The sequence below is a fragment of the Prevotella sp. ICM33 genome, assembly GCF_000517825.1.
Lineage (GTDB): Bacteria > Bacteroidota > Bacteroidia > Bacteroidales > Bacteroidaceae > Prevotella > Prevotella melaninogenica.
Genome location: NZ_JACD01000036.1, coordinates 26007 through 49063, shown reverse-complemented (window position 1 = coordinate 49063; position 23057 = coordinate 26007). Strand labels below are relative to the sequence as shown.

15 protein-coding genes are annotated in these 23057 nt (G+C 38.9%); 3 read left to right on the top strand and 12 right to left on the bottom strand.

Features of this window, described 5'->3' with window-relative positions; genetic code table 11:
* Positions 1-66 precede the first annotated feature (66 nt).
* Positions 67-951, top strand: a complete 885-nt coding sequence (locus HMPREF1505_RS04755) for a neutral zinc metallopeptidase (protein WP_036923286.1) — start codon at positions 67-69, stop codon at positions 949-951.
* Positions 952-1860: 909 nt separating this feature from the next.
* Here the strand turns inward: HMPREF1505_RS04755 and HMPREF1505_RS04750 are convergent.
* Positions 1861-3435, bottom strand: a complete 1575-nt coding sequence (locus tag HMPREF1505_RS04750) for an NAD(P)/FAD-dependent oxidoreductase (RefSeq protein ID WP_036923283.1) — start codon at positions 3433-3435, stop codon at positions 1861-1863.
* A 154-nt stretch (positions 3436-3589) separates the two neighbouring features.
* On the opposite strand from HMPREF1505_RS04750, the gene thrA reads away from it, so the two are divergent.
* On the top strand, positions 3590-6025 hold the full coding sequence (gene thrA / locus HMPREF1505_RS04745; RefSeq protein ID WP_036923279.1) for a bifunctional aspartate kinase/homoserine dehydrogenase I: 2436 nt from the start codon (positions 3590-3592) through the stop codon (positions 6023-6025).
* 640 nt (positions 6026-6665) lie between these two features.
* Here the strand turns inward: thrA and HMPREF1505_RS04740 are convergent.
* The 8 genes from HMPREF1505_RS04740 to HMPREF1505_RS04705 form a co-directional block, all read right to left on the bottom strand.
* Entirely contained in the window at positions 6666-7661 is a 996-nt protein-coding gene (locus tag HMPREF1505_RS04740; protein ID WP_036923276.1) for a hypothetical protein, read from the bottom strand.
* 23 nt (positions 7662-7684) lie between these two features.
* A complete protein-coding gene (locus HMPREF1505_RS04735) occupies positions 7685-7897 on the bottom strand; it encodes a hypothetical protein (RefSeq protein WP_036923273.1) in 213 nt (70 codons plus the stop codon).
* 57 nt (positions 7898-7954) lie between these two features.
* Complete coding sequence (locus tag HMPREF1505_RS04730) at positions 7955-8995, bottom strand: hypothetical protein (RefSeq protein ID WP_036923270.1); 1041 nt, start codon at positions 8993-8995, stop codon at positions 7955-7957.
* 428 nt (positions 8996-9423) lie between these two features.
* On the bottom strand, positions 9424-10290 hold the full coding sequence (nadC, locus tag HMPREF1505_RS04725) for a carboxylating nicotinate-nucleotide diphosphorylase (protein WP_036923268.1): 867 nt from the start codon (positions 10288-10290) through the stop codon (positions 9424-9426).
* Between the two features lie 15 nt (positions 10291-10305).
* Positions 10306-11298, bottom strand: a complete 993-nt coding sequence (gene nadA, locus HMPREF1505_RS04720) for a quinolinate synthase NadA (protein ID WP_036923265.1) — start codon at positions 11296-11298, stop codon at positions 10306-10308.
* 71 nt (positions 11299-11369) lie between these two features.
* Positions 11370-12959 (bottom strand): L-aspartate oxidase, encoded by a 1590-nt coding sequence (gene nadB, locus HMPREF1505_RS04715; RefSeq protein WP_036923263.1) that lies wholly within the window; start codon positions 12957-12959, stop codon positions 11370-11372.
* A gap of 497 nt (positions 12960-13456) precedes the next feature.
* A complete protein-coding gene (locus HMPREF1505_RS04710; RefSeq protein WP_013265491.1) occupies positions 13457-14164 on the bottom strand; it encodes a response regulator transcription factor in 708 nt (235 codons plus the stop codon).
* A gap of 43 nt (positions 14165-14207) precedes the next feature.
* Positions 14208-15761: a sensor histidine kinase KdpD gene (locus HMPREF1505_RS04705; RefSeq protein WP_036923261.1), complete on the bottom strand. Its 1554-nt coding sequence runs from the start codon at positions 15759-15761 to the stop codon at positions 14208-14210.
* A 676-nt stretch (positions 15762-16437) separates the two neighbouring features.
* On the opposite strand from HMPREF1505_RS04705, the gene HMPREF1505_RS04700 reads away from it, so the two are divergent.
* Entirely contained in the window at positions 16438-18783 is a 2346-nt protein-coding gene (locus HMPREF1505_RS04700) for an outer membrane beta-barrel family protein (RefSeq protein WP_231480337.1), read from the top strand.
* Positions 18784-19606: 823 nt separating this feature from the next.
* On the opposite strand, the gene tilS is transcribed toward HMPREF1505_RS04700, so the two are convergent.
* From tilS to HMPREF1505_RS04685, 3 genes are all read right to left on the bottom strand, one after another.
* The gene (gene tilS, locus HMPREF1505_RS04695; protein WP_036923256.1) at positions 19607-20977 is read right to left on the bottom strand and encodes a tRNA lysidine(34) synthetase TilS; all 1371 of its coding nucleotides are present in this window, start codon (positions 20975-20977) and stop codon (positions 19607-19609) included.
* Entirely contained in the window at positions 20967-22169 is a 1203-nt protein-coding gene (locus HMPREF1505_RS04690; protein ID WP_036923254.1) for a class I SAM-dependent rRNA methyltransferase, read from the bottom strand. The genes tilS and HMPREF1505_RS04690 overlap by 11 nt, the downstream gene beginning before the upstream one ends.
* Before the next feature lie 148 nt (positions 22170-22317).
* Entirely contained in the window at positions 22318-22992 is a 675-nt protein-coding gene (locus HMPREF1505_RS04685; protein ID WP_036923251.1) for a 3'-5' exonuclease, read from the bottom strand.
* Between the last annotated feature and the right edge of the window lie 65 nt (positions 22993-23057).

Here is a 23057-nt window from a genome sequence, read left to right as displayed (position 1 = left end):
TTTCAAGATAATGCCTTACCTTTGCCAACATAGAAACAATTAAGCTTAAAAAACAGAGGAAATAAAATGAGACTTACAGGACGCAGAGAAAGTAATAATGTAGAAGATCGTCGCGGCATGGGTACTGGCACAAAAGCTGGTATTGGTGGTATCGGAGGTGTCATTGTCATTGCACTTATCACCTTTTTAAGCGGTGGAAACATGGGAGATGTAGTCAACAACATCGTTCAACAGCAGATGCAAGGACAAACTGAGGTACAAACTGGTGGAGAACAACATCAATTTACAGAGGAAGAAGAAAAACTTGCTGACTTCTCAAAACAGATTCTTGCAGGTACAGAAGATGTATGGACGGAACAGTTTCAGTTGCACGGCATGAGATATCAATACCCTACGCTTGTTCTTTTCACAGGTGCTGTACAAACTGCTTGTGGCAATGGCTCTGCTGCTATGGGTCCATTCTACTGCTCTGCTGACCAACGTCTTTATCTCGACTTAAGTTTCTTTAGCAGTATGCGTAAGGACTTAGGAATACAAGCAAAGGGCGACCTTGACTTTGCGTATGCCTACGTGATTGCGCATGAAGTGGGTCATCATGTGGAATATCTCCGCGGAATCCTTGGCAAATGTCATGCAAAGATGGCACGTGTTAGTAAGGAAGAAGCGAACAAACTGAGCGTAAAATTAGAACTTCTTGCCGATTATTATGCTGGTTGTTGGGCACATTATGACAATGAAAAATATCAAAGTCTTACCGATGGTGATATCGAAGAGGCTATTGATTGTGCTGAGAAAATCGGAGATAACTATCTCCAGAGGAAAGCTCGTGGCTATGCACTTCCTGAGACTTTCACCCATGGAACTTCCGAACAGCGTATGTACTGGTTAAAGAAAGGTATCGATACTGGTGATTGGAATACAACAACCTTTGCACCAGGGGATTTAGACTAAGGATATTAAACATCCTTATCTTCATCTAAAAGTATGGTTCTTTCGTTAAATGTGTGAACGCTTTTCCTATTGCTTTAACGGAAGAACCACAGTTACTTATTAAACAAAAACTTGGCTAAGACTGTCAACAATCTATCCTGTTATCATCCTCTGATATTGAAAATCATTTCTTTTTAGACTTCGAGAATCTGTAGACGGGGGAATTGAAAAATCATTACATAATTTCGAAGAAAACATCTATAACTAACAGCAAAAACACATATACGAAGCTGGTTTGCAATCAACAGAAAATCAATTAGTTATAAAGTGGCAAAATAAAAGGTGCTTAATAGGGACTCAAAAGGGCGTTAGTTTGACCTCAAAAGGGCACCTATTGCAAGTCAATTAGGCATCTTTTAGAAGCCAAAAGAGCATATATTGGTTTTGAACTGCACGAAAATAGTTTACAAAAACAAATAAATAACATAGGGAAAATTGTTTGTAGAAGACAAATAGACATTGCACTTAATAACGTTTATCATGTAGTTTATTCTCCTTTATAAGACCATCTTATTGGAGGTAATCATCCCATTTATGTGGATTAATCTCATTCTCTTAACAATCCAAGCATTTAACGGAAGAACCAAAAGTTTACTTATAGCATGGCAAGTAACGCTTGCCCGCTACCCCTACAGAATACTTTTAGAAACAAAACATCCATAGACTACAATTTATCTTCATGCTAAAAAAGAATTACTTTCACGAAAAGAAATCTTTTTGTTCACGTAAATAATTATTTCTTTTCATGAAAGTAATTTGATAAGATAGAGTCTATAGAAGTAGAAAAAGGTACTGCGAGAAATCTAATACTTTCTCTATCAAGCTATAAACAAAGCCTATTGACCTGCTTACTAACAGAAGCAAACGACTTTATAATTGCTGGAGATAAGCCGAAACCATTTCAGCACAGCGCTCTCCATCAATGCCCGCACTAACGATTCCACCAGCATAACCAGCACCTTCTGCACAAGGGAAAAGACCCTCAAGGCGGACATGCATGAGGCGTTCTCTGTCACGGAGGATACGAACAGGAGAACTTGTACGAGTCTCGGAAGCAATCATGACAGCTTCATTCGTAAGGAAACCATGCGCATGTTTACCAAAGGTTCTGAATGCTTCTTGGAGTCGTTTCGTGATAAATGATGGCATCCAGAAATGAAGTGGACTGGAAATAAGTCCTGGTGCATAGCTCGATTTAGGTAGGTCATACGACAGACGATTATTCACGAAGTCTGCCATACGCTGTGCAGGAGCAGTCTGTTTGCGGTTTCCCTGCTGCCATGTGTCTCGCTCCAACTGTTCCTGATAACGCAAGATGCGCAATACATCATCGCCTTCAACGTCCTCTGGATTTAATTGAACTACCATACCCGAGTTAGACCATTGCGTTCCACGATTGGCAGGACTCATACCATTGGTTACAGTTTGTTCTGGACCAGTTGCTGAAGGAATGACAAAACCACCGGGACACATACAGAAAGAATAGACACCACGTCCCTGTGCTTGTGTCACAAAAGAGTACTCTGCTGTTGGAAGATACTTCCCCTTACCATTCTTATTGTGATATTGTATTTGATCGATTAAGTGAGAAGGATGCTCCAATCGTACTCCAACAGCGATTCCTTTTGCTTCCATCTCAATTCCTGCCTCTGCAAGATAACGATAGACATCACGTGCAGAATGACCCGTAGCAAGAATGACTGGACCATGAAACTCACGCTTCACACTCACAGTTCCACTGTTATCAACAGCCTCAACACCAACAACCTTATCACCATCGAGAATCAAAGAGGTCATCTTTGTTTGGAAATGAACCTCACCGCCACACTCAAGTATTGTGTTACGCATATTCTCAATCACACGAGGAAGCTTATCTGTACCAATATGTGGATGAGCATCTGCGAGGATAGATGGTGATGCACCATGCTGACAAAAGACATTTAGAATCTTATCAACAGGACCACGCTTCTTACTTCGTGTATAAAGTTTTCCATCCGAATAAGCTCCAGCACCACCTTCGCCAAAGCAGTAATTTGACTCAGGATCAACCTCTTGTGTCTTTGAGATTAAAGCCATGTCGAGTTTACGATCGCGTACATTCTTTCCTCGTTCAAGAACGATTGGGCGCAAACCCAACTCTATTAGCTTCAGAGAAGAGAACAAACCAGCAGGACCGGCACCTACTACAACGACCGAAGAACGACTGCTTACGTCTTGGTATTCAGTCTTCACATAAGGGTCGTCTTGTGGAAATTCGTTAATATAAACACGAATTTTCAGATTAACATATATGTCACGATGGCGTGCATCAATAGAACGCTTCAATACCCGAACACGATAAATTGTACGCTCATCCAGCCCCTTTTCTTTTGCAAGATATGCCTTCATGTTGTTTTCATTATAGGCAACTTGGGGCAAAACGCGTAACTGATATTCCTCTGTCATATATAGTATAACTTCTTCTTTTTGCCACAAATTTACTCAAATATATCGAGAAATTCGTTGGCTATTGCAATATTTCTTATTATTTTTGTGGCTAAGTTTTGCACCTCCCCCATTGTAAAGGGGATGCCAAATAATAACAAAATAAACATCAGGAATGAAAGTATTAAAGTTTGGTGGAACATCCGTAGGTTCTGTATCGAGTATTTTAAGTCTACAAAAGATTGTAAAAAAGGAGGCTAAACATCAACCAATTATTGTGGTTGTTAGTGCCTTAGGTGGTATAACTGATCAGCTCATAGCTACTTCTCAACTTGCCTTGAAGGGTGATGAAAGTTGGAAAACAGAGTTCGATTCTATCGTTGCACGACATCATAAGATGATTGATGCGATTATTACCGACCCACATGACCGTGAGGTGCTATTCAACAAAGTGGATAGTCTTTTTGAGCAACTTCATTCTATTTATTACGGTGTATTCTTAATTCACGACCTCAGTCATAAGACAGAAGATACTATTGTAAGCTATGGTGAACGTCTAAGTTCAAGAATAGTAGCTACGCTTATTCGTGGAGCAAAGTGGTTTGATGCGCGTGAATTTATCAAGACTGAAGAGAAGTTGGGCAAAAGAAGTCTCGATTCAGAACTAACTAACAAACTTGTAGTAAATACTTTCTCTAACCTTCCTCGTATCTCTCTTGTACCTGGTTTTATAGCACAAGACCGTGACTCTGGCGATATTACTAATCTTGGGCGTGGTGGAAGTGATTACACGGCATCCATCCTTGCCGCATCTCTCAACGCTGAAGTCTTGGAGATATGGACGGATGTTGACGGCTTTATGACAGCTGACCCTCGCGTCATCAAGAGTGCCTATACCATTAATGAGCTTTCCTATACGGAGGCTATGGAGCTTTGTAACTTTGGTGCAAAGGTTGTCTATCCTCCAACGATATACCCTGTCTGTGTAAAAAACATCCCAATCAAGGTAAAAAACACATTCAATCCTGATGGACAGGGTACGATTATTAAAGCACACATAGAGAACAATCAAAAACCTATTAAGGGTTTATCATCTATCAAAGGTACTACGGTTATTACCGTGACAGGTCTTTCTATGGTGGGTGTTGTTGGTGTCAACCGTCGTATCTTTAGTTCTCTTGCCAACAATGGTATTAGTGTCTTCCTTGTATCACAGGCAGCCTCAGAGAACAATACCTCTATCGGTGTGAAGGATGAAGATGCCGACAATGCAGTGAAGGTACTTAATGAAGAGTTCCGTCTTGAGATAGAAGATGGACGTATGTTCCCTATGCATGCTGAAAGTGGACTTGCAACAGTGGCGGTCGTTGGTGAGAACATGAGGCGAACACCAGGTATCAGTGGTAAACTCTTTGAGGTTCTTGGTCGTTCTGGTATTAGTGTTATTGCTATTGCGCAGGGTGCATCTGAGATGAATATCTCATTTGTTGTGAAAGGCTCTGACCTAAGGAAAGCACTGAACGTACTCCATGATTCACTTTTCTTATCGGAATATAAAGTGCTGAATCTCTTTATTTGCGGCATTGGTACAGTAGGTGGTAAGCTCATTGAACAGATCAAGAGCCAGTATGAAGAGTTGAAGCAAAATTCTAACTTAAAGTTGAAAGTGGTGGGAATTGCTTCATCTAAGAATGCTATTTTCAATCACGACGGCTTAAATCTTGATAATTATCGTAAAGAACTAAAGGAGAGTGAGCCTTCTAATCCAGAACATTTGCGTGATGTTATCCTAAAGATGAATATCTTTAACTCGGTATTTGTGGATTGTACTGCTTCTAAGGAAGTGGCTGCACTCTATCAGTCTTTATTGGAAAACAATATCTCTGTGATTGCTGCCAACAAGATTGCAGCGTCTGGAACATATGATGATTATTACCATTTAAAGCAGACAGCCATTCAACGTGGTGTCAAATTCCGCTTTGAAACAAACGTGGGTGCAGGTCTACCTATCATTGGTACAATCAATGACTTGCGCAATTCGGGTGACAAAATACTTAAGATTGAAGCTGTGTTGTCTGGTACACTGAACTTCATCTTTAACGAGATTGGAGCAGACGTTCCTTTTTCTGAGACTGTAAAACGCGCTAAAGAACAAGGTTATAGTGAGCCAGATCCACGCATTGACCTTAGTGGAACGGATGTCGTTCGTAAGTTAGTTATCCTTACACGTGAGGCTGGATACAAGGTGGAACAAGAGGATGTTGAGAAGCATCTTTTTGTTCCTGATGACTATTTCCAAGGTTCAGTAGAAGACTTCTGGAGGCGTCTTCCAGAACTTGATGCTAACTTTGAACAACGTCGTCAGCTATTAGCAGAGGAGGGTAAGCGTTGGCGTTTCGTTGCCACTATGGAACATGGTAAGACTAATGTTGCATTAAAGGAGGTGGATTCTAACCATCCTTTCTATAATCTTGAAGGTTCTAATAACATAGTTCTACTGACAACTGATCGTTATAAAGAATACCCTATGCAGATTCAAGGCTATGGTGCTGGTGCATCTGTTACCGCAGCAGGTGTGTTTGCAAACATTATGAGTATTGCGAACATATAATGATACTATATATCCAAACGAGAAGGGCATACGCATTGTATGCTCTTTTTTTGTGTTTCTCTCGAAATATGAAGTTAATATGCCCCTTTGCTCCCCACACAGCCGATGACTCTATGGACTACGTATCCATAAATAAAAACTTCTGTTTACACCATGCCTCTGTATCAGATTTACGTACATTCAATTAGTAAATACGAATATTCTCGGCAAGAAATATATTTACAAAACACTCAAGGAAAAGGTAGAAAAATGGATAAAATGTGAGTTCTTTTAATACATTTGTAAGTTATTAGTTATCAAAATGTTACAAAGCAAGGCTTTAAAAGGTGCTTAATTGGACTTCAAAAGGGCGTTACTTGGACCTCAAAAGGCATCTTTTGCAATCCAAAAGGGCGTTATTTGCAAGCCGTTTGGTGGTCTTTACAAAATCAACATATGAAAAATATGAACAAAACAGCATCTTTTGAGGTTTGGAGTGAGAAGGGTTTTCTTTTGGGTTTAGCATTTGAGAAATAACACACAGAGCATCGTTAAGTTTCTTATTGCAAACTTAGCGTTGCTTTGTGTGCCTTATTCTATAATAGCATTAGCTTACCATTCTATATTTCTAAAGAGCTTTTTTTATAAGTACAAATAAAAGCTATAATAACAGATTCCATTCAACTTTCTCTGTTTTCATGTCATTCGGCTCTTCATTCAACGTAAAACCCTGTGGCTTTTGTCCTTCTACCCTTATTTCAACGACGGTCATGACATTACGTTTTAACACTAACTGCTTACTTTCTTGTTCGACAGTTCCATCGTCTTTCGTCCATGTTACCTTCACCTCCATCGTCAATTGATATCCATCTTCACACGCTTTTGGAATGTTAGAAAAGGAGTAGACGGAACTATGATCATATGTATCACTACCCTTTGTTAAAGAGATACGCCACCCGACATAGTTAATTACCAGACTACCTTCTTCTGGTGGCGACACCTTGAAATGCAACCCGAACACCGCCCTTTTCATATCAATGGTCAGTTCCTTTGATGTTTTTGGACTGAAATCATTAACAGTACCATAGAGTTTTACAAGGCGTGGATATTGAACAGTACGCCCCTTAGCTACAGTCGTTTCGCCTTTTGTTAGACTATTCAAGTTTTCTTCTTTTGAGAATACAAAGCTATTAGATACTTTGGTGCCCTTATTCGTCCCATGTAAGAAAGGAGCTGAAAACTCATCTTCATTTGCAAAAAGTTCATCATCACCTTCCTCTACAATCAAACACTCTACTTTATAAAGATTGTTCACATTCATCTTTAGTGCAATCTTTGAAAGGCTGGTAAACAAACCATAAGCATACATTGAGTAGTTTTCATCATTAGGTTTCTTCTCGTAGACATTAACAGCATAAAACTTTCGTTTCTGGTCTTCGCTAACAGCCCTACTCAAAGGCTGATATTTCGCCCCTATAGCTTCTTCTATTGTTTCTATACGTAATTCTTTGGGGTGAATACGCACGACTCTTGTCAATTTTTGCTTAGCATTATTCGTTTTTTTACCACCTTCACCATTGTCTAATACTGGCTTTTCGCAGGCTGCAAACAATAGTAAGCACAATAAAAGTCCAATCCATGTTACTTGTTTTTTCATATCGGTAATTGTTTAAGTTATAGTCATTCATCCCAATCCATCTGCGTGTCAGAAAGATTAAAAGCGGAGAAAGAATCTTCTTTTGATAATTGTTGAATACCAGGCCCTGTCTGATTATTAATCAGTCCTTCTTCATTCGTCAATGTATTTGTTCCTTCCCCAGGTGAGCCACCCAGCAAATGACAAGAAGTTAAAACGTGATATCCACTTATTAAAGGTTTGATATATGTTTTCATGTTTACTTATTAAAAATCAATTATTTATCATGGTTTTGTGTACAAGTACAAGAAGGCTTATCTATTAAGATACTTCTTACCATTCACGATTATAATCCCCTTATAATCTTTATCTACTCTTTGCCCAGAAAGGTTATAAATAGGACCATCGAAAGTTGTCTTCTCTCTCACCATAGGACCTTGTATTTCTAATGCTACATCAAAGCCAAGGAAGCTCTTTGCGTTTGTAGTCTTTGATGGGGTATAAACGAGATAGGCTTTATGTGCTTCGGTCATAAAGGCTTTTCCATTTGCTTCTTTCCAATAAAAGCCTACTCCGTTACTGCCTTTTCCAAACACATAGTACACCTCTCCGCCTGACGTTATAGTCGTACTATCCGAGCCACACAACGCATTATGAGGGTCTGTTTCACCTGTCTTACTTGTTTCTTCAAAGATATACTTACCTTCTTTTGCTTCTAAAACAACAGCTGTACCCTTGGGAAGAACATCCCCTTTTTTATATTCCCGACTTCGAGAGAGGACATTACCTTCAATCTTATAGGTACGTGCAACAACCCCCTCAGGAATAATAAACGACCTGTCACTATAATAAAGTGTTGCTCTCTCAGCAGAAGAAACAGCAAGAGAGACGTCCTTATTAAACGTCACTACTATTGATTTAATTAACATATCATACCCACCAAAAGCGCAGAAAGATATATTTTGTGTAGAACCAGTCCACTCATGCCCATAAAGTCCATCATTGAATTTACTAAATTTATGAAAAGATAACTTATCTCCATTATATACCTTTAGACGATGTTTACTATCTAAAGTAACAAATTTAACAGACTTAATTGTACAACCTTCTCCACCAACAGTCAACAATCCATTGAAACTAAGTTTCAAAAAAGAAACTTCACCTTTTTGTAAATAATTAGGTTGTGTACCTGCTTCAGTAGCACTAAACTTCAAGGAAACACCATTTTTCTCCATTATTGTTGGTACAACATCAGCAGGAGAAGAACTTGAGAAATCGAATGTAACGGAATTCTGTGCCCATATTATTACAGGCAACAACAACATTAGGAATAATACAATAAACTTTTTGGTCATAGTTATTAAGTTATACGTTTTATCAATCAAGTTTGTAGCCAATTAATACACACGCTACTAAGCGAGAAATAGGTATTGTAGACTACTCTTTCACAATAAAATGTTTAGTTCTTATTGATGCAAAGATAAATAAAAATCAACAAAAAGCAAATAAATCAGAACCAAGAATATACAAAACAAGGATTAAACTCTTTAAAAATAAGATTTACATCTATGGTTCTTTTCTATTCATCACACCCTCTTTACACTTAAAAAAAACTCTGTGTAAAAACTCAAACTACCAACGGTAAAACGGTAATAATCCTTATCTATCGAATTATTTTCACGAAAAAAAATAATTATTTACGTGAACAAAAAGATTTCTTTTCATGAAGAAAAATCTTTTTCTTCATGAAAAGAAATCAGAGGTATTGGTATTTAACTAAGAATTAGTCTTTTGAAACCACAGCCTTGAAGCTCATATCAAGTCCTTTAACACTATGTGTTAGTGCACCAAAGGAAATAAAATCAACACCAGCTTGCGCATAAGGAATCATCGTGTCAAAGGTGATTCCACCACTTGATTCCGTCTCACAGCGTCCAGCAACCATCTCAACTGCTTTTCGAGTATCCTCTGGTGTGAAATTATCAAACATGATACGGTCGCAGCCTTCATTCAATGCTTCTTCCAACTCGGTAAAGTTTCTTACCTCACATTCTATCTTAAGATCATCCTTACCATGGTCTTTACAATACTGCTTTGCCATAGAGATCGCATTATGTACACCACCACAGAAATCAACATGATTATCTTTCAGAAGAATCATATCAAAGAGACCAATGCGATGGTTCATACCACCACCAATCTTCACAGCCTCTTTTTCCAGCATTCTCATACCCGGTGTTGTCTTACGTGTGTCTAAAACGCGTGTCTTCGTACCTGCATCAATGAGTGCTTGCTGATACTTGTTGGTCATCGTTGCAATACCACTCATACGCTGTAAGATGTTAAGCATAAGGCGTTCTGTCTGCAAAAGGCTCTGCGTTCTGCCCTTCACACTCATAACAATATCGCCAGGCTTCACATGAGCACCGTCTTCTACATAGACTTCTACCTGTAGTTCAGGGTCAAAAAGATGGAACACCCTTTTAGCAACATTAACTCCTGCCAAGACTCCTTCTTCCTTAATCAGTAATCTACTTTCACCCTTAGCATCAGCAGGGATGCAGCAAAGCGTTGTATGGTCACCATCACCTATATCCTCACTGAAAGCGAGTTCGATAAGTTTATCGTTTAGTTCTTCTACTGACAACATAATAATATCTTTAAATTATAAACCTAATCTGTTTGAGATATCCAACATTCTATGAATTGATTTGACAGCCTTCTTTGCCATTTCTGGCTCAACCTCAATAGCAGGCCACTCATACTTCAAGCAATTATACAGCTTCCTCAAAGTAATATATTTCATATACTCACACTCATTACAAGGGTTATCGCTATCATTAGGAGGAGCAGGAATAAAGGTCTTTTGTGGAGCTAATCGCTGCATTTCAACAAGAATACCACTCTCCGTCACCACAATAAACTCCTGAGCATCATTCTCAACACTATACTTTAATAAGGCAGACGTACTTCCAACCTTATCAGCTAAGCAGAGTACAGTAGGTGGACACTCAGGATGAGCCAGTACTTTTGCGGCAGGATGTTCGCGTTTTAACTGCTGAATCTTCTCTACAGAGAATCTATCATGAACTTCACATGCACCATCCCAAAGCAACATCTCACGTCCCGTTTGCTCACTAATATAATGTCCTAAGTTCTTATCTGGTCCAAAAATGATAGGAGTATCCTTTGGTAAAGACTCAACAATCTGCTTTGCATTACTGCTCGTCACTACAACATCTGTCACAGCTTTGGTTGCTGCAGTTGTATTGACATAGCTTACCACGGTATGATTAGGGTGTGCTTTTACAAACTTCTCAAACTCATCGGCTGGACAACTCTCTGCCAACGAACAAGAAGCGTTAAGGTCAGGGACGAGTATAGTCTTCTCGGGACATAAGATTTTATTTGTCTCACCCATGAAATGTACACCGCACATAACAATGATATCGGCATCTGTAGTAGCAGCCTTTTGTGCCAAAGCCAAACTATCTCCTACGAAATCTGCCAACTCCTGAATTACGCCTTCTGTATAATAATGTGCCATGATAAGTGCATTCTTCTCTTTACACATCCTGCGTATTTCAGTCTTTACATCAGTCCCTTCAGGAATAGGTTCATCTATAAATCCCTGTTCCAGCCATTTTTTATCTATCATGTTATTTTATATTATAAACTGAGAGTACAATGGTTATTGTGCTTCTCTCATCATCTATCTATACTCTTTTACTACTTCTCGTCATATGCATGCTTCGGATAATCTACCGTGTAATGCAATCCTCGACTTTCCTTTCGCTCTATGGCTTGTCGTGTTATCAGATAACCGACATTTATCATATTACGGAGTTCGCATATATCCTTCGTTGCCGTCACACGCTTAAAGAGGCTTTCTGTCTCCTCATACAATAGGTCAAGTCTTGCCCAAGCACGCTTCAAACGTAAATCACTTCGAACAATACCGACATAGTTGCTCATGATTTCGCCAACTTCCTTAATACTCTGTGTGATTAAAACATGCTCTTCATTGGTCATTGTGCCTTCATCGTTCCACTCTGGAATATTTGTGTTAAAGTCATAGTTGTCTATCAGCCGTAGTGTATGTTCTGCTGCAGACTTAGCATAAACGACTGCTTCTATCAGCGAGTTGCTGGCAAGTCGGTTTCCGCCATGCAATCCCGTACATGAACATTCACCAACGGCATAGAGTCTATGAATAGAACTTTCTGCATTCAAATCGACCTTTATACCCCCACAGATATAGTGAGCACTTGGACAAACAGGGATATATTCTTTTGTTATATCAATCCCAATGCTCAAACATTTCTCATAAATATGTGGAAAATGATGCTTCGTTTCTTCAGCATCTTTATGTGTTACATCAAGACAAACATGATTTAGTCCGTGAATCTTCATTTCATGATCAATAGCTCGAGCAACAATATCACGTGGAGCAAGAGAAAGACGTTTATCATACTTCTGCATGAACTCTTGACCATTCGGAAGTCGCAACACCCCACCATAGCCACGCATAGCCTCAGTAATCAGAAATGCAGGATGCGTCTCAGAAGGATTATAAAGAACCGTCGGATGGAACTGTACGAACTCCATATCCTTTACCGTTCCCTTTGCTCGATAAACCATTGCAATACCATCGCCAGTAGCTATCTCAGGATTAGATGTCATTGCGTAGACTGCCCCCACTCCACCTGTAGCCATGAGTGTTACTTTACTTAAGAAGGTATCTACCTTTTTCGTTTCAGGATTGAGGATATACGCACCATAACATTCTATATCTGGGGTTCTGCGTGTCACCTTTATACCCAAGTGGTGTTGCGTGATAATCTCAACAGCATAGTGATTTTCGAAGACTGTAATATTTGGGTTAGCTCTCACCGCATTCATCAATCCACGCTGTATCTCAAAGCCTGTATCATCAGCATGATGAAGAATACGAAAGTCGCTGTGCCCTCCTTCACGATGTAGGTCGTATGTACCGTCTTTATGCTTATCAAAATTTACACCCCAGTTAACAAGCGCCTTGATAGCTTCTGGCGCATTACACACAACTTGTCTTACAGCTAAAGGGTCAGAAATATAATCACCAGCGACCATAGTATCGTTGATGTGCTTTTCAAAATTGTCAATGGCAAGGTTCGTTACTGCTGCTATTCCTCCTTGTGCTTTAGCCGTATTGGCTTCGTCCAAAGAAGTTTTGCAAACAAGGGCAACCTTTCCCTTACCACTATTTGCCACACTCAGTGCATAACTCATTCCTGCTATACCGCTGCCGATAACCAGGAATTCGAATTTGTGTATCATAATATGATTCCTTCTGATATCAAAAATTAATCGGTACAAAAGTAATAAAAATTACCATAACAATGGTAAGAAAAGAACATATATATTTATGCGTGCATGAGAAAACTTTTTCTTCTCCTATCAAACACGAGAACCTTTTTCTCTGAATTAAGTATAAGCAATCCTCTTTCAGCACGTTTCCAATCCCAGTATTGATGCTTTTTATATGCTGTCCGAATACTGCGCACATCATGTGCGGAGGCTTAACACATATAGTGCGGAGGCTTAACACATATAGTGCGAAGGCTTAACACCATTGGTGCGGAGTACTAACACACAATGAAGTTTACTATAATTTATGATATACTAACGAGGTTTTCATCTTTACTTTATACAAAATCCTTATCCTTCCACTTCCATATTGAACAAGAAAAAACGCTATTCAATCACCTTAAAAGAGGAAAGAATAGCGTTAATATTTAGTGGTTCTGTAAAGAGAAACTTACAGAATAAAGTTTTTACTGCTCGTCTGGAACGATGAGTTTATAACCCTTACCATGGATATTGATAATCTCAATCTGTGGGTCTGGTTTCAAATGCTTACGCAACTTAGTGATGTAAACGTCCATTGAGCGAGCATTGAAGTAGTTATCATCAATCCAAATGGTCTTCAAAGCATAGTCACGCTGAAGAATCTCGTTAGAGTGTGCGCAAAGCAAAGCGAGCAACTCATTCTCCTTTGTCGTAAGCTTAGTAGCCTTCTCTGGATTGTTATCCAGTGTAAGCAACTGCTTCTGTGTATCGAAAGTAAAGCGACCAATGGTGTACATTGTTGACTCCTTGGTCTTCTTTCCTCTTACACGACGGAGGATAGCCTCAATACGGAATACGAGTTCCTCCATAGAGAATGGCTTAGTGATATAATCATCAGCACCAATCTTGAAACCTTCCAAGATATCCTCTTTCAACTGCTTTGCAGTAAGGAAGATGATAGGAACTTCTGCATTTGCCTGACGAATCTCCTGTGCAAGGGTAAAACCATCCTTCTTTGGCATCATAACATCAAGCACACAGATATCATACTTGCTCTTCAAGAAGGCTCTGTAACCAACCTCACCATCAGGGCAGAGGTCAGCCTGAAAGCCTTTTGCCTGCAGATATTCACTCAACAGTGTTCCGAGATTCTCATCGTCTTCACACAACAGAATTTTCAATTTATCATCCATAACTTATACGTATTAAATTGTTTATACTCTTAATTATCTTTTATTATTCATCCTCCTCATCGCGAATAACGGGGAGTTTAATGACGAATTTTGTTCCTTTACCATATTCGCTCAGCACCTTAATCTCACCTTCATGTAAGTCAACCATTTTCTTTACATATGCCAAGCCTAATCCAAAGCCTTTGACATCGTGGAGATTTCCAGTGTGAACACGATAGAACTTATCAAAAATCTTCTTTAAGTTCTCCTTCTTTATTCCTTGACCAGTATCACGAACAGAGAGATAGAGATTCTCATTCGTATTCCAAGTCTTCAAATAGACATCTAATGGTTGGTCGGGTTTCGCATATTTAACAGCATTATCCAAGAGGTTAAAAATGACATTCTGGAAATGCATTTCATCAACATACATTAGCGAATCAACCGCTTCTATCTCTGTATACACCTTACCGCCAGTATGCTCAACACGTAAACTAAAGGAGTGAGCAATCGTCTCAACCATCTCGTTAAGGTCGGTGTATTTCTTCTTTAGAACAGCCTTTTTGCGGTCGTACATACTCATCTGTAGTACCTTCTCCACAAGGAAGCGCAGACGTTTTGACTCATCATTGATAACACCTCCTAAGTGTTCTATCATCTTCGGACTCTTTGTCAACGTCTTATCGTTCATCATCTGAGCTGCCAAAGAGATACTTGCGATAGGCGTCTTAAGCTCATGCGTCATGTTATTGATAAAGTCATTCTTTATCTCACTGTACCGTTTCTGTCGGAAGATGGTTACAATCGTGAAGATAAAGGTAACCAACAGTACGAAAGTAAAGATGATAGACGGAATCATAAACCGTACACTGGAGAAGATGTAGTTGTTCATCTGTGGGAAATGAACCTTTACAACACCCATTCTGTTTACAGGATCGTTACGGAACAACACCTGAGAATAAGTATTCTCCTCACCATCACTTACATAATCAGGACATTTATAAACCTCTCGACCGTCTTGAGTCGTCACCGTGAAATGATAAGGAATATTGATTCCATTGTTCATCATCTCCGCCTTTAAGTCTTGATCTAAGAGCTTAAAGTTTATTCTATTGCGTAAAGGCTTGTCTGAAGCAGAATAGAGAATATTATAGATAACCTCCTCTAACATAGCTTTCTGATAGACATAACGATTACGAACAATCTCTTGCATATTACGTTTTGTAGCAGACAAAGAACTACTATCACTCCGTAAAATAGAACCTTTCGGAACTAAAGAAGGCTTCGATTGCTTTAGTTTTGCTTCAAAAGAGGTGTAGACATCACCCTGATTATCTGTCGACGGAGCCTGATGTGCAGCAGTAGATGTATCTTTATCTGTGCTCTGCTCGTCGTCTTGTGAGCGTTCCTTCTTGTTTACATCATCCTCCAAATAACGAAGAGTCTCATTCAACTCCATATTTCGAGAAGCTTGATAGAGGGCACGGTTGACAGATTCGTCAAACTGTTCCTTCTTCATCTCAGCCATCTCTTCAATATAGTTGAGCTGGAGCAGAAGCAAACCAAGGAACGAAAGTCCCATGATTATGGCTATTGTCCAAATTGTTTTCTTCTTCATTACTCTCTGTTTATATTCATACTGGTCATGGAAAGACTCCACTCACAGCACCATATATTTATTTTTCGAATGCAAAGATAGGATTTCCTTAAACAATTAACATCTAAAAGTTAAGAAATAACTCATAATTGATTTTCATTAACTAAATATTACTTTTTAATTTAATAATTATCAAGTATAATCTTTAAACATACAGTTTTGATTACTCCAAAAGATATACAAGAAAGTAAAAGAGCTAATAAAACATTTGTTTAGATTCACAAAACAAAAGTAAGTAAGTCTTTCTATAAATCAATAAAAAGCATTAGCTGAAAACAAAACGTTTATTCTTTATACAAAAAACACCTAAGGAAAATATTATTTTATTATCTTTGTAGAATCATTAAACCTATTGCCTATAAACAAAAATAAATTAATATGCTATCCTGTAAACATCTCTCACATAAGTTAATCTTTCATGTATTACAATATTATAATGATAATAATAACCTAACTTCTCATATTTTACCGATGTGTTGATGCCCAGCACGAGTGGTGTTGATGGTAAACACCAAGCGTGTTGAGTGCTTAGTATACTATAAAAATAGCTATAAATATAACAAACCTCATGACAATTCAAAGATTACAAACAAGACCTTTCGCAACACACATCATCTTAGTTATAACTCTATTGTTAATGAACCCATCTAATCTTATGGCTCAACAGACCGTAACCTTTAGTATCCAACAACAAACAAAGGAACCTATTGATGCAGCAACAATTATCATTTCTGATCAGAAGACAGGAAAAGTAATTGCCAATGGACTTACTGAGACGGACGGAAAGTTTAATTACACCCTTATTGATGGTAGTTATCAACTATACTGCGGAGCTATCGGATGCCGTGATACTACTATTCTTTTCTCCATTCCAAATAACCATTCCATTTATAACATCTATTTATATCCTGACGGTACAGAGCTAAAAGATGTTATTGTCACAGCTCGCAAACAACGCTCACGCATTAAAATGGAAAGTGGGAAGATAAGCATTTCTGTTGCAGAATCCTATCTTGCTAACCTTGGCAACTCTTTAGATGTTCTGCGCCACACCCCAAGTGTAAGGCTTGATAATAAAGGAAATCTATCGCTTTCTGCCCTTGGCAATGCCGCCGTTTACGTGAACGGAAAACGCATACGACTTCAAGGTGAAACGCTTACAGCCTATCTGCGTACTATTCCATCTTCTAACATTGCAAGCATAACTACTTCAACCAACCCTGATGCAAGTTATGATTCAGAAGGGGCAAGTGGTATTATTGACATAAAACTAAAAGACAACAACGAACGAGGACTTTACATTTCGACCTCTCATGGAATGTCTTTTTGGAATCACATACGCCAAAGTTCTGATTTTAGTATGACTTATAACAAACAGACATGGCAGCTGGGCATTAACTATAGCCATAACATTGGACACTATGACATGGAGTATGGTACTGACAGAATACAAGAAGGAGACCGAAACTTCTCAGAGACCAATGATACAGACAAGCGTAACACTTACGCAGGGGGACTGGCTTTTGTATTCCAACCTAACAAGAAACACAAACTTATGCTGAACACATCAGTTGATGCCTTAACAGGTCCCGGAGTGACAGCAACAACTACTTGGATATATAAAGGTAGAGACACGCTTCATGAAATACTTAAAGCAAGGAATGATTATACCAAGCAAGAGAACACAAAATATACGACAGGCATAGGATATCAGCTCAATATTACAGAACAGCAGACCATCACTGCAAATGCAGACTGGATTCACGTTGATGTTGCAAGTAATAACAATCAGCCTAATACGTTTTACTCTCCAAATGGAACATTACTAAGAGAAGACAACTATCCAGCTAAATCCAAGAAGAATATAAACATCATATCATCTGCTATTGACTATAAACTGAAGAATAGCCATGACGGAGAGCTCCTTACAGGTATTAAAGCTGCCAAGGTAGAAAGTAACAATCGCTTTGGCTTCTATGCAAAAGGTGTGCTTGACAACACAAGATCTAACAGGTTTACCTATCAAGAGTCAAATCTTGAAGGCTATATACAATATGCCCAGAAATGGAAACATATACAGGCAACTGCAGGTATGCGGATTGAATATATGCAGACTATCGGGACTTTAGAATCCTATTTGGACGGAAAACTGATGGAGGAGAATAAGAACAATCACACAAGACTCTTTCCTAATCTTTCTATCAGTTATGATCTTAACAACAAAGCAAAGCTCACACTTGCCTACAGTAAACGGCAAGACAAAGCAAGATACGAAGACCTTAACCCCATTGAATATCTGTTAGATGAACTAACCTATTGGAAAGGGAATCCATTTATTCAGCCACAAATAAATCATAGGGTATCTTTAGATTACACAAAGAATAATCTTAGTGTAATGCTCTCTTACAATCAGCTAAACAATTATTTTACGCAACTTCCCGATGCATACAAGAAAGACTGCATAGTCATGACAACGAAGAATATTGGTAAACAGAAACAGCTGGCACTTGACCTTATCTATAACAAACGTCTCACCTCGTGGTGGGATGTAAGTGCAAACATCGGTGCTTACTACTTTATCAACCATCTTGATTATGAATCTTATAGAGAAGACTACCGGCGCCCCTCATGCAATCTTTCACTTTCAAACGACATACAACTACCTGCAAAAGTTCGTATGGAACTGTCAGCAAGATACGCAAGTAAACGACAAGGCAGAAGTTATGAGGTTTTCAAACCAAGTGGAAGTATAGATATCGGACTGAGTAAACAATTACTCCGAGACAAGCTCTCCCTATCTTTGATGATTACCGACCTACTTCATACTGAGCGTTGGGATAGCTATGGACATAAGGGAGCATTGAATTTAGACATTTGGGGGCACAGTGAAAGCCGCCAAGTTATCTTCCGTGTGAACTACAACTTTGGAAGTAGAAAGTTTGAAACTAACAAGAATAAAGTAAAAGAGGCAGAACGTCTGTAGTTCTTTACTATATAAAGTTTACTATACTCCAATAAAATCAATTACCACAGATAGTTAGGTCAATTTTAATCAACTATCTGTGGTGATACTTTAAACTTTTTCGAAATATGGAATGACAAAGTTCACTAAAATAGGAGGTGTACTTTGATCTGAGTTATAAGAGTACCTGACAACTCATCTTGTGTGTTATTTTTTAGGAGAAGAGCTATTTTCTCCACTCAAGAAAAACACAACTATATTACTAAAATAGTTTTAATTTCATTTTGCTGTCACTTTTAACATTTCATATAATCACACTAAGAATCAATAAGTTATAAACGAATTTCAACTGACAGGAGTGACAGGAAATTTTCTTTTTAAAAAACACTTTTGTTATAGTAAAGCAGAGATATGAGATGATAAGAGCAATAATGTATTACACTTTAGAACCTTTGTTATAGAGGACTATTAAGAAGTCATAGCCACATTGATAACATACCTTATCAATATGCCCCTACACTCCATGTTAAGAATGAGTCATAATAAACTTACCGCTCCATTCTTTACTAATACACAAAGCCCCCGCACACATTGTGCAGATAGTAAGCACCAATGGTGCGGATGGTTAACACCAATGGTGTGGACGGTAATAAGCCCCACAATTACTAAGCATAAAGAAGCTTTTTGACCACGAAAGAACATAAAGAATTACAGAGGTTTACATCATAAAGAATTATAACAGTATAATTCAAAGTGTCTTACGAATCATATTTTATACCGCGAAATAATACCAAAAGGAAAAACAAATAATGAAAGATTGAGATAAATAGAAAAATATTCTAAGCTACAGAATCTCTATGCGTAGGCAAGAAGTGCTCTTTGGGGTCAACTTAAAATGGTCATTGATACGAAGACCGAGGACCCAAAGGATAGTACCAGTAGCATCAAGGAGGACCAACTGGTTACGTTTCTCAAAGCGGTTACGTTTGAGATTGGTGAGAAAATCACTCATTAGTTGAGTACCACGCATGCCAAGAGGAGTAAATCGATCGCCTTCTGCAACACGTCTTAAGGTCAAAGGAAATCGAATAGAGGATGCATCAAGGTCAACAACAGTAGGAACCTTTGAGAAAGAAACGTTTGAAGAAGGTATCAATGCACGTTCTGTCAGTCGAAGAGACAGCTGCTCATCATAGACATAACACCCTGTTTCGGGGATAACAAGCTGACGCGGTTCAGTTTTCTCACGAGGTAAAACCATGAAAACCCCACGATCATGTGTTACCTCATGCGATGAAGAATACCACAGCTGCCCCGTCTGTCCATCAAGATGTGAAACCATCTCTGCAATCTGAGATGATGAAAAACCGAGTGGTTTTAGTATATAAAAGAGGAGATAAGAAGGAGAAGGAAACGCACGAACAACAGACAAGTCGAGCTGGAATGGTTCATTACTTAAACTGTTTGAACTAACTTGATTTGCAGAATTAATAAAGCTAACAGCCTTCCCCAAAGCCTCTTTGAGTGACTCCTGCACAATAGCATCTACCTCAGAGAGGTGATTGGCAGTAGTAAGAATAGCATCCGTAACCGATGGGTTAATCTCAGATAACTGTGGAAGGACATTCAACCGAATCTTATTCCGCACCACATCATCTATTAGGTTAGTGCTATCAGTAACGAAAGAAACAGCGTGTTGATGAAGATAATCTTCAATTTCTTGGCGTGTTACACAAAGCAATGGTCGAATAACATCATGATTGCGAGGACGAATACCCATCAAACCACTCAATCCTGTTCCACGAACAAGGTTAATGAGAATTGTCTCTACAGAGTCTTCTTTATGATGACCTACACATACTCCGTCAGCACCTAACGCCTCTTTCAACTGAAAGAAATAACGATAACGCAAATCACGTGCAGCCATTTCAATGCTCACCTTATGCAAATCGGCATAAGCCTGTGTATCGAAATGGACTTTATGAAGTGGGATATTCTCACGTTGACAAAGGTCCTCACAAAACTGTTCATCTCTCAAACTCTCCTCTCCACGTAAATGAAAATTACAATGAACAGCCTCAACACGATAGCCCAATTCCTTGAGACATCGCAAAAGGGCAACACTATCTGCACCACCAGACAGCGCTACTAAATAAAGAGCATCTACCCGTAGCAGATGCTCAGAAACTATGAATCGTTTGATTTTATTCAACATAAAGGACTAATCCCTTCAAATATTCGCCTTCTGGATGATAAATATTAATTGGATGATCAGCAGGCTGATGAATCTGATGCAGGATGCGCACCTTACGTCCAGCTTGTGCAGCAGCGGTGAAGACAGCCTGTCTGAAATTATCTTTAGTGACTACCTGCGAGCAACTGAAGGTAAACAAGATTCCTCCCGGCTTAATCTTTTCAAATCCTTTGACGTTCAATCGAGTATAACCACGCAAACCATTCTTCAATGCGTTACGATGCTTCGCGAAGGCAGGTGGGTCAAGAATGATAAGGTCATACTTACCATCGTTATCGTCAAGATATTTGAAGGCATCCTCACAGATAGCCTCATGGCGTGAATCATTAGGGAAGTTGAGTTCGATATTCTTATTCGTCAGTTCGATAGCCTTAGCCGAACTATCCACAGAATGTACCACTTCTGCCCCACCACGCATAGCATAAACAGAGAAACCACCCGTGTAACAGAACATATTCAGTACACTTCTTCCCTTTGCATAATACTCCAAGAGAGAGCGGTTCTCACGCTGATCGATAAAGAAACCCGTCTTCTGACCTTTCAACCAGTCAATATGGAACTTTAAGCCATTCTCAATCGCAATGTTATTGTCAGTATCTCCATAGATAAAACCATTCTCTTGACCAAGGTCGGCCTTATAAGGAAGCGTTGTCTCGCTCTTATAATAGATGCTATCCAACTTATCGCCCATCACTTTAACAAGGGCTTTTGCAATTACCTCACGGCATACGTGCATACCTACAGAATGAGCTTGCATAACGGCAGTCTTGCCATATATGTCAATAACCAATCCCGGAAGATTGTCGCCCTCACCATGAACAAGACGGTAAGTTGTGTTTGGGAACAGTCCTGTTCCTGTTGATTCTTCTCGAATTAAACCAATCGCCTGACGCACTTGAAGAGCCGCTTTCAAACGACTTTCCCAAAACTTATCATCTATCTTCACGTCGTGGAATGAGAGCACACGGATAGCAATAGAACCTATTTGGAAATGACCAACAGCAATAAACTTCTTGTCATGCGTCATCACACGCACAATATCACCTTCCTCAAGTCCTTCTTCTATCTTGTTGATAGCACCTGAGAAGATCCATGGATGGAAGCGAAGAAGACTCTCTTCTTTGCCCCTTTTCAAATATACTTGCTTATACATAAAGTTCCTTTTTAGAGTTTATTGGTTTCCGCTTCTTGCCGATTTGCGAATTATTATCATGAAGATAAATATTTATTTACGTGAAAAGAAATCTTTTTCTTCATGAAAAAAAACATTTATCTTCACGATAATAATTTACATAGAGACGTTATTCTGATGCCACTTCTGGTGTATGCTCCACTTCTTCTGGTGTAGGTTTCACCTTTGAAGGAACGACAACGAGTTCGTAATTACCACTATGTTTCAATTCATGCAGACGCTCATAGAGTTTGATACACGTCCAAGCATCTGTAGAAGCATATATTTTCTGCTTATCACTTAATATCTCGTTCTCCCAATTAGATAATTGTTCACGTTTTGTTATACGCTCATGAAAGACATTTGCATAGAGTTTCTGAAGACTCATATCTTCAATACCTAACGACTTAACATAATCTTGAAGGTCTATAAAATAACCCGGCTTGAAGTCGAGTCGCTGATGCAACATCAACATATCATCGCCCAAAGAGAGTCCCACTTTAGGCACTGTTGTATCTTCAAGAAAACGTTTAATACATTCAGGTACACCTATGAGATTCAATCGAAAGAGGAAACACACTTCATGGTCGCAGGCTTGCAAGAGTGCAACCTTACGACGTTGCCCTTTCTTAAAGACAGGACGTGTTTCCGTATCAATACCGATAATGTTCTTAGAAAGCAAATAATTAACTGCCTTCTCAGCTTCAGCTTCATTTAAGACAACAACAATCTTCCCCGGGAAAGTAACCCTTGGCAACTGTGATATTTTACTCTTATCGAATCTATTGTATAATACTGTACTCATTTCGGATTGCATACTAACTTGCAAAATTAAAAAAAAAGTTTGAAAAACGGCACTTATGTGGCACT

Excerpts from the sequence above, each read along its gene's own strand:
- nadB (WP_036923263.1), bottom strand. The coding sequence starts at position 12,959 with ATGATACACAAATTCGAATTCCTGGTTATCGGCAGCGGTATAGCAGGA.
- HMPREF1505_RS04685 (WP_036923251.1), bottom strand. The coding sequence starts at position 22,992 with ATGAGTACAGTATTATACAATAGATTCGATAAGAGTAAAATATCACAG.
- HMPREF1505_RS04705 (WP_036923261.1), bottom strand. The coding sequence starts at position 15,761 with ATGAAGAAGAAAACAATTTGGACAATAGCCATAATCATGGGACTTTCG.
- tilS (WP_036923256.1), bottom strand. The coding sequence starts at position 20,977 with ATGTTGAATAAAATCAAACGATTCATAGTTTCTGAGCATCTGCTACGG.
- HMPREF1505_RS04690 (WP_036923254.1), bottom strand. The coding sequence starts at position 22,169 with ATGTATAAGCAAGTATATTTGAAAAGGGGCAAAGAAGAGAGTCTTCTT.
- thrA (WP_036923279.1), top strand. The coding sequence starts at position 3,590 with ATGAAAGTATTAAAGTTTGGTGGAACATCCGTAGGTTCTGTATCGAGT.
- HMPREF1505_RS04730 (WP_036923270.1), bottom strand. The coding sequence starts at position 8,995 with ATGACCAAAAAGTTTATTGTATTATTCCTAATGTTGTTGTTGCCTGTA.
- HMPREF1505_RS04700 (WP_231480337.1), top strand. The coding sequence starts at position 16,438 with ATGAACCCATCTAATCTTATGGCTCAACAGACCGTAACCTTTAGTATC.
- nadC (WP_036923268.1), bottom strand. The coding sequence starts at position 10,290 with ATGTTGTCAGTAGAAGAACTAAACGATAAACTTATCGAACTCGCTTTC.
- HMPREF1505_RS04740 (WP_036923276.1), bottom strand. The coding sequence starts at position 7,661 with ATGAAAAAACAAGTAACATGGATTGGACTTTTATTGTGCTTACTATTG.
- HMPREF1505_RS04750 (WP_036923283.1), bottom strand. The coding sequence starts at position 3,435 with ATGACAGAGGAATATCAGTTACGCGTTTTGCCCCAAGTTGCCTATAAT.
- HMPREF1505_RS04710 (WP_013265491.1), bottom strand. The coding sequence starts at position 14,164 with ATGGATGATAAATTGAAAATTCTGTTGTGTGAAGACGATGAGAATCTC.
- HMPREF1505_RS04735 (WP_036923273.1), bottom strand. The coding sequence starts at position 7,897 with ATGAAAACATATATCAAACCTTTAATAAGTGGATATCACGTTTTAACT.
- HMPREF1505_RS04755 (WP_036923286.1), top strand. The coding sequence starts at position 67 with ATGAGACTTACAGGACGCAGAGAAAGTAATAATGTAGAAGATCGTCGC.
- nadA (WP_036923265.1), bottom strand. The coding sequence starts at position 11,298 with ATGATAGATAAAAAATGGCTGGAACAGGGATTTATAGATGAACCTATT.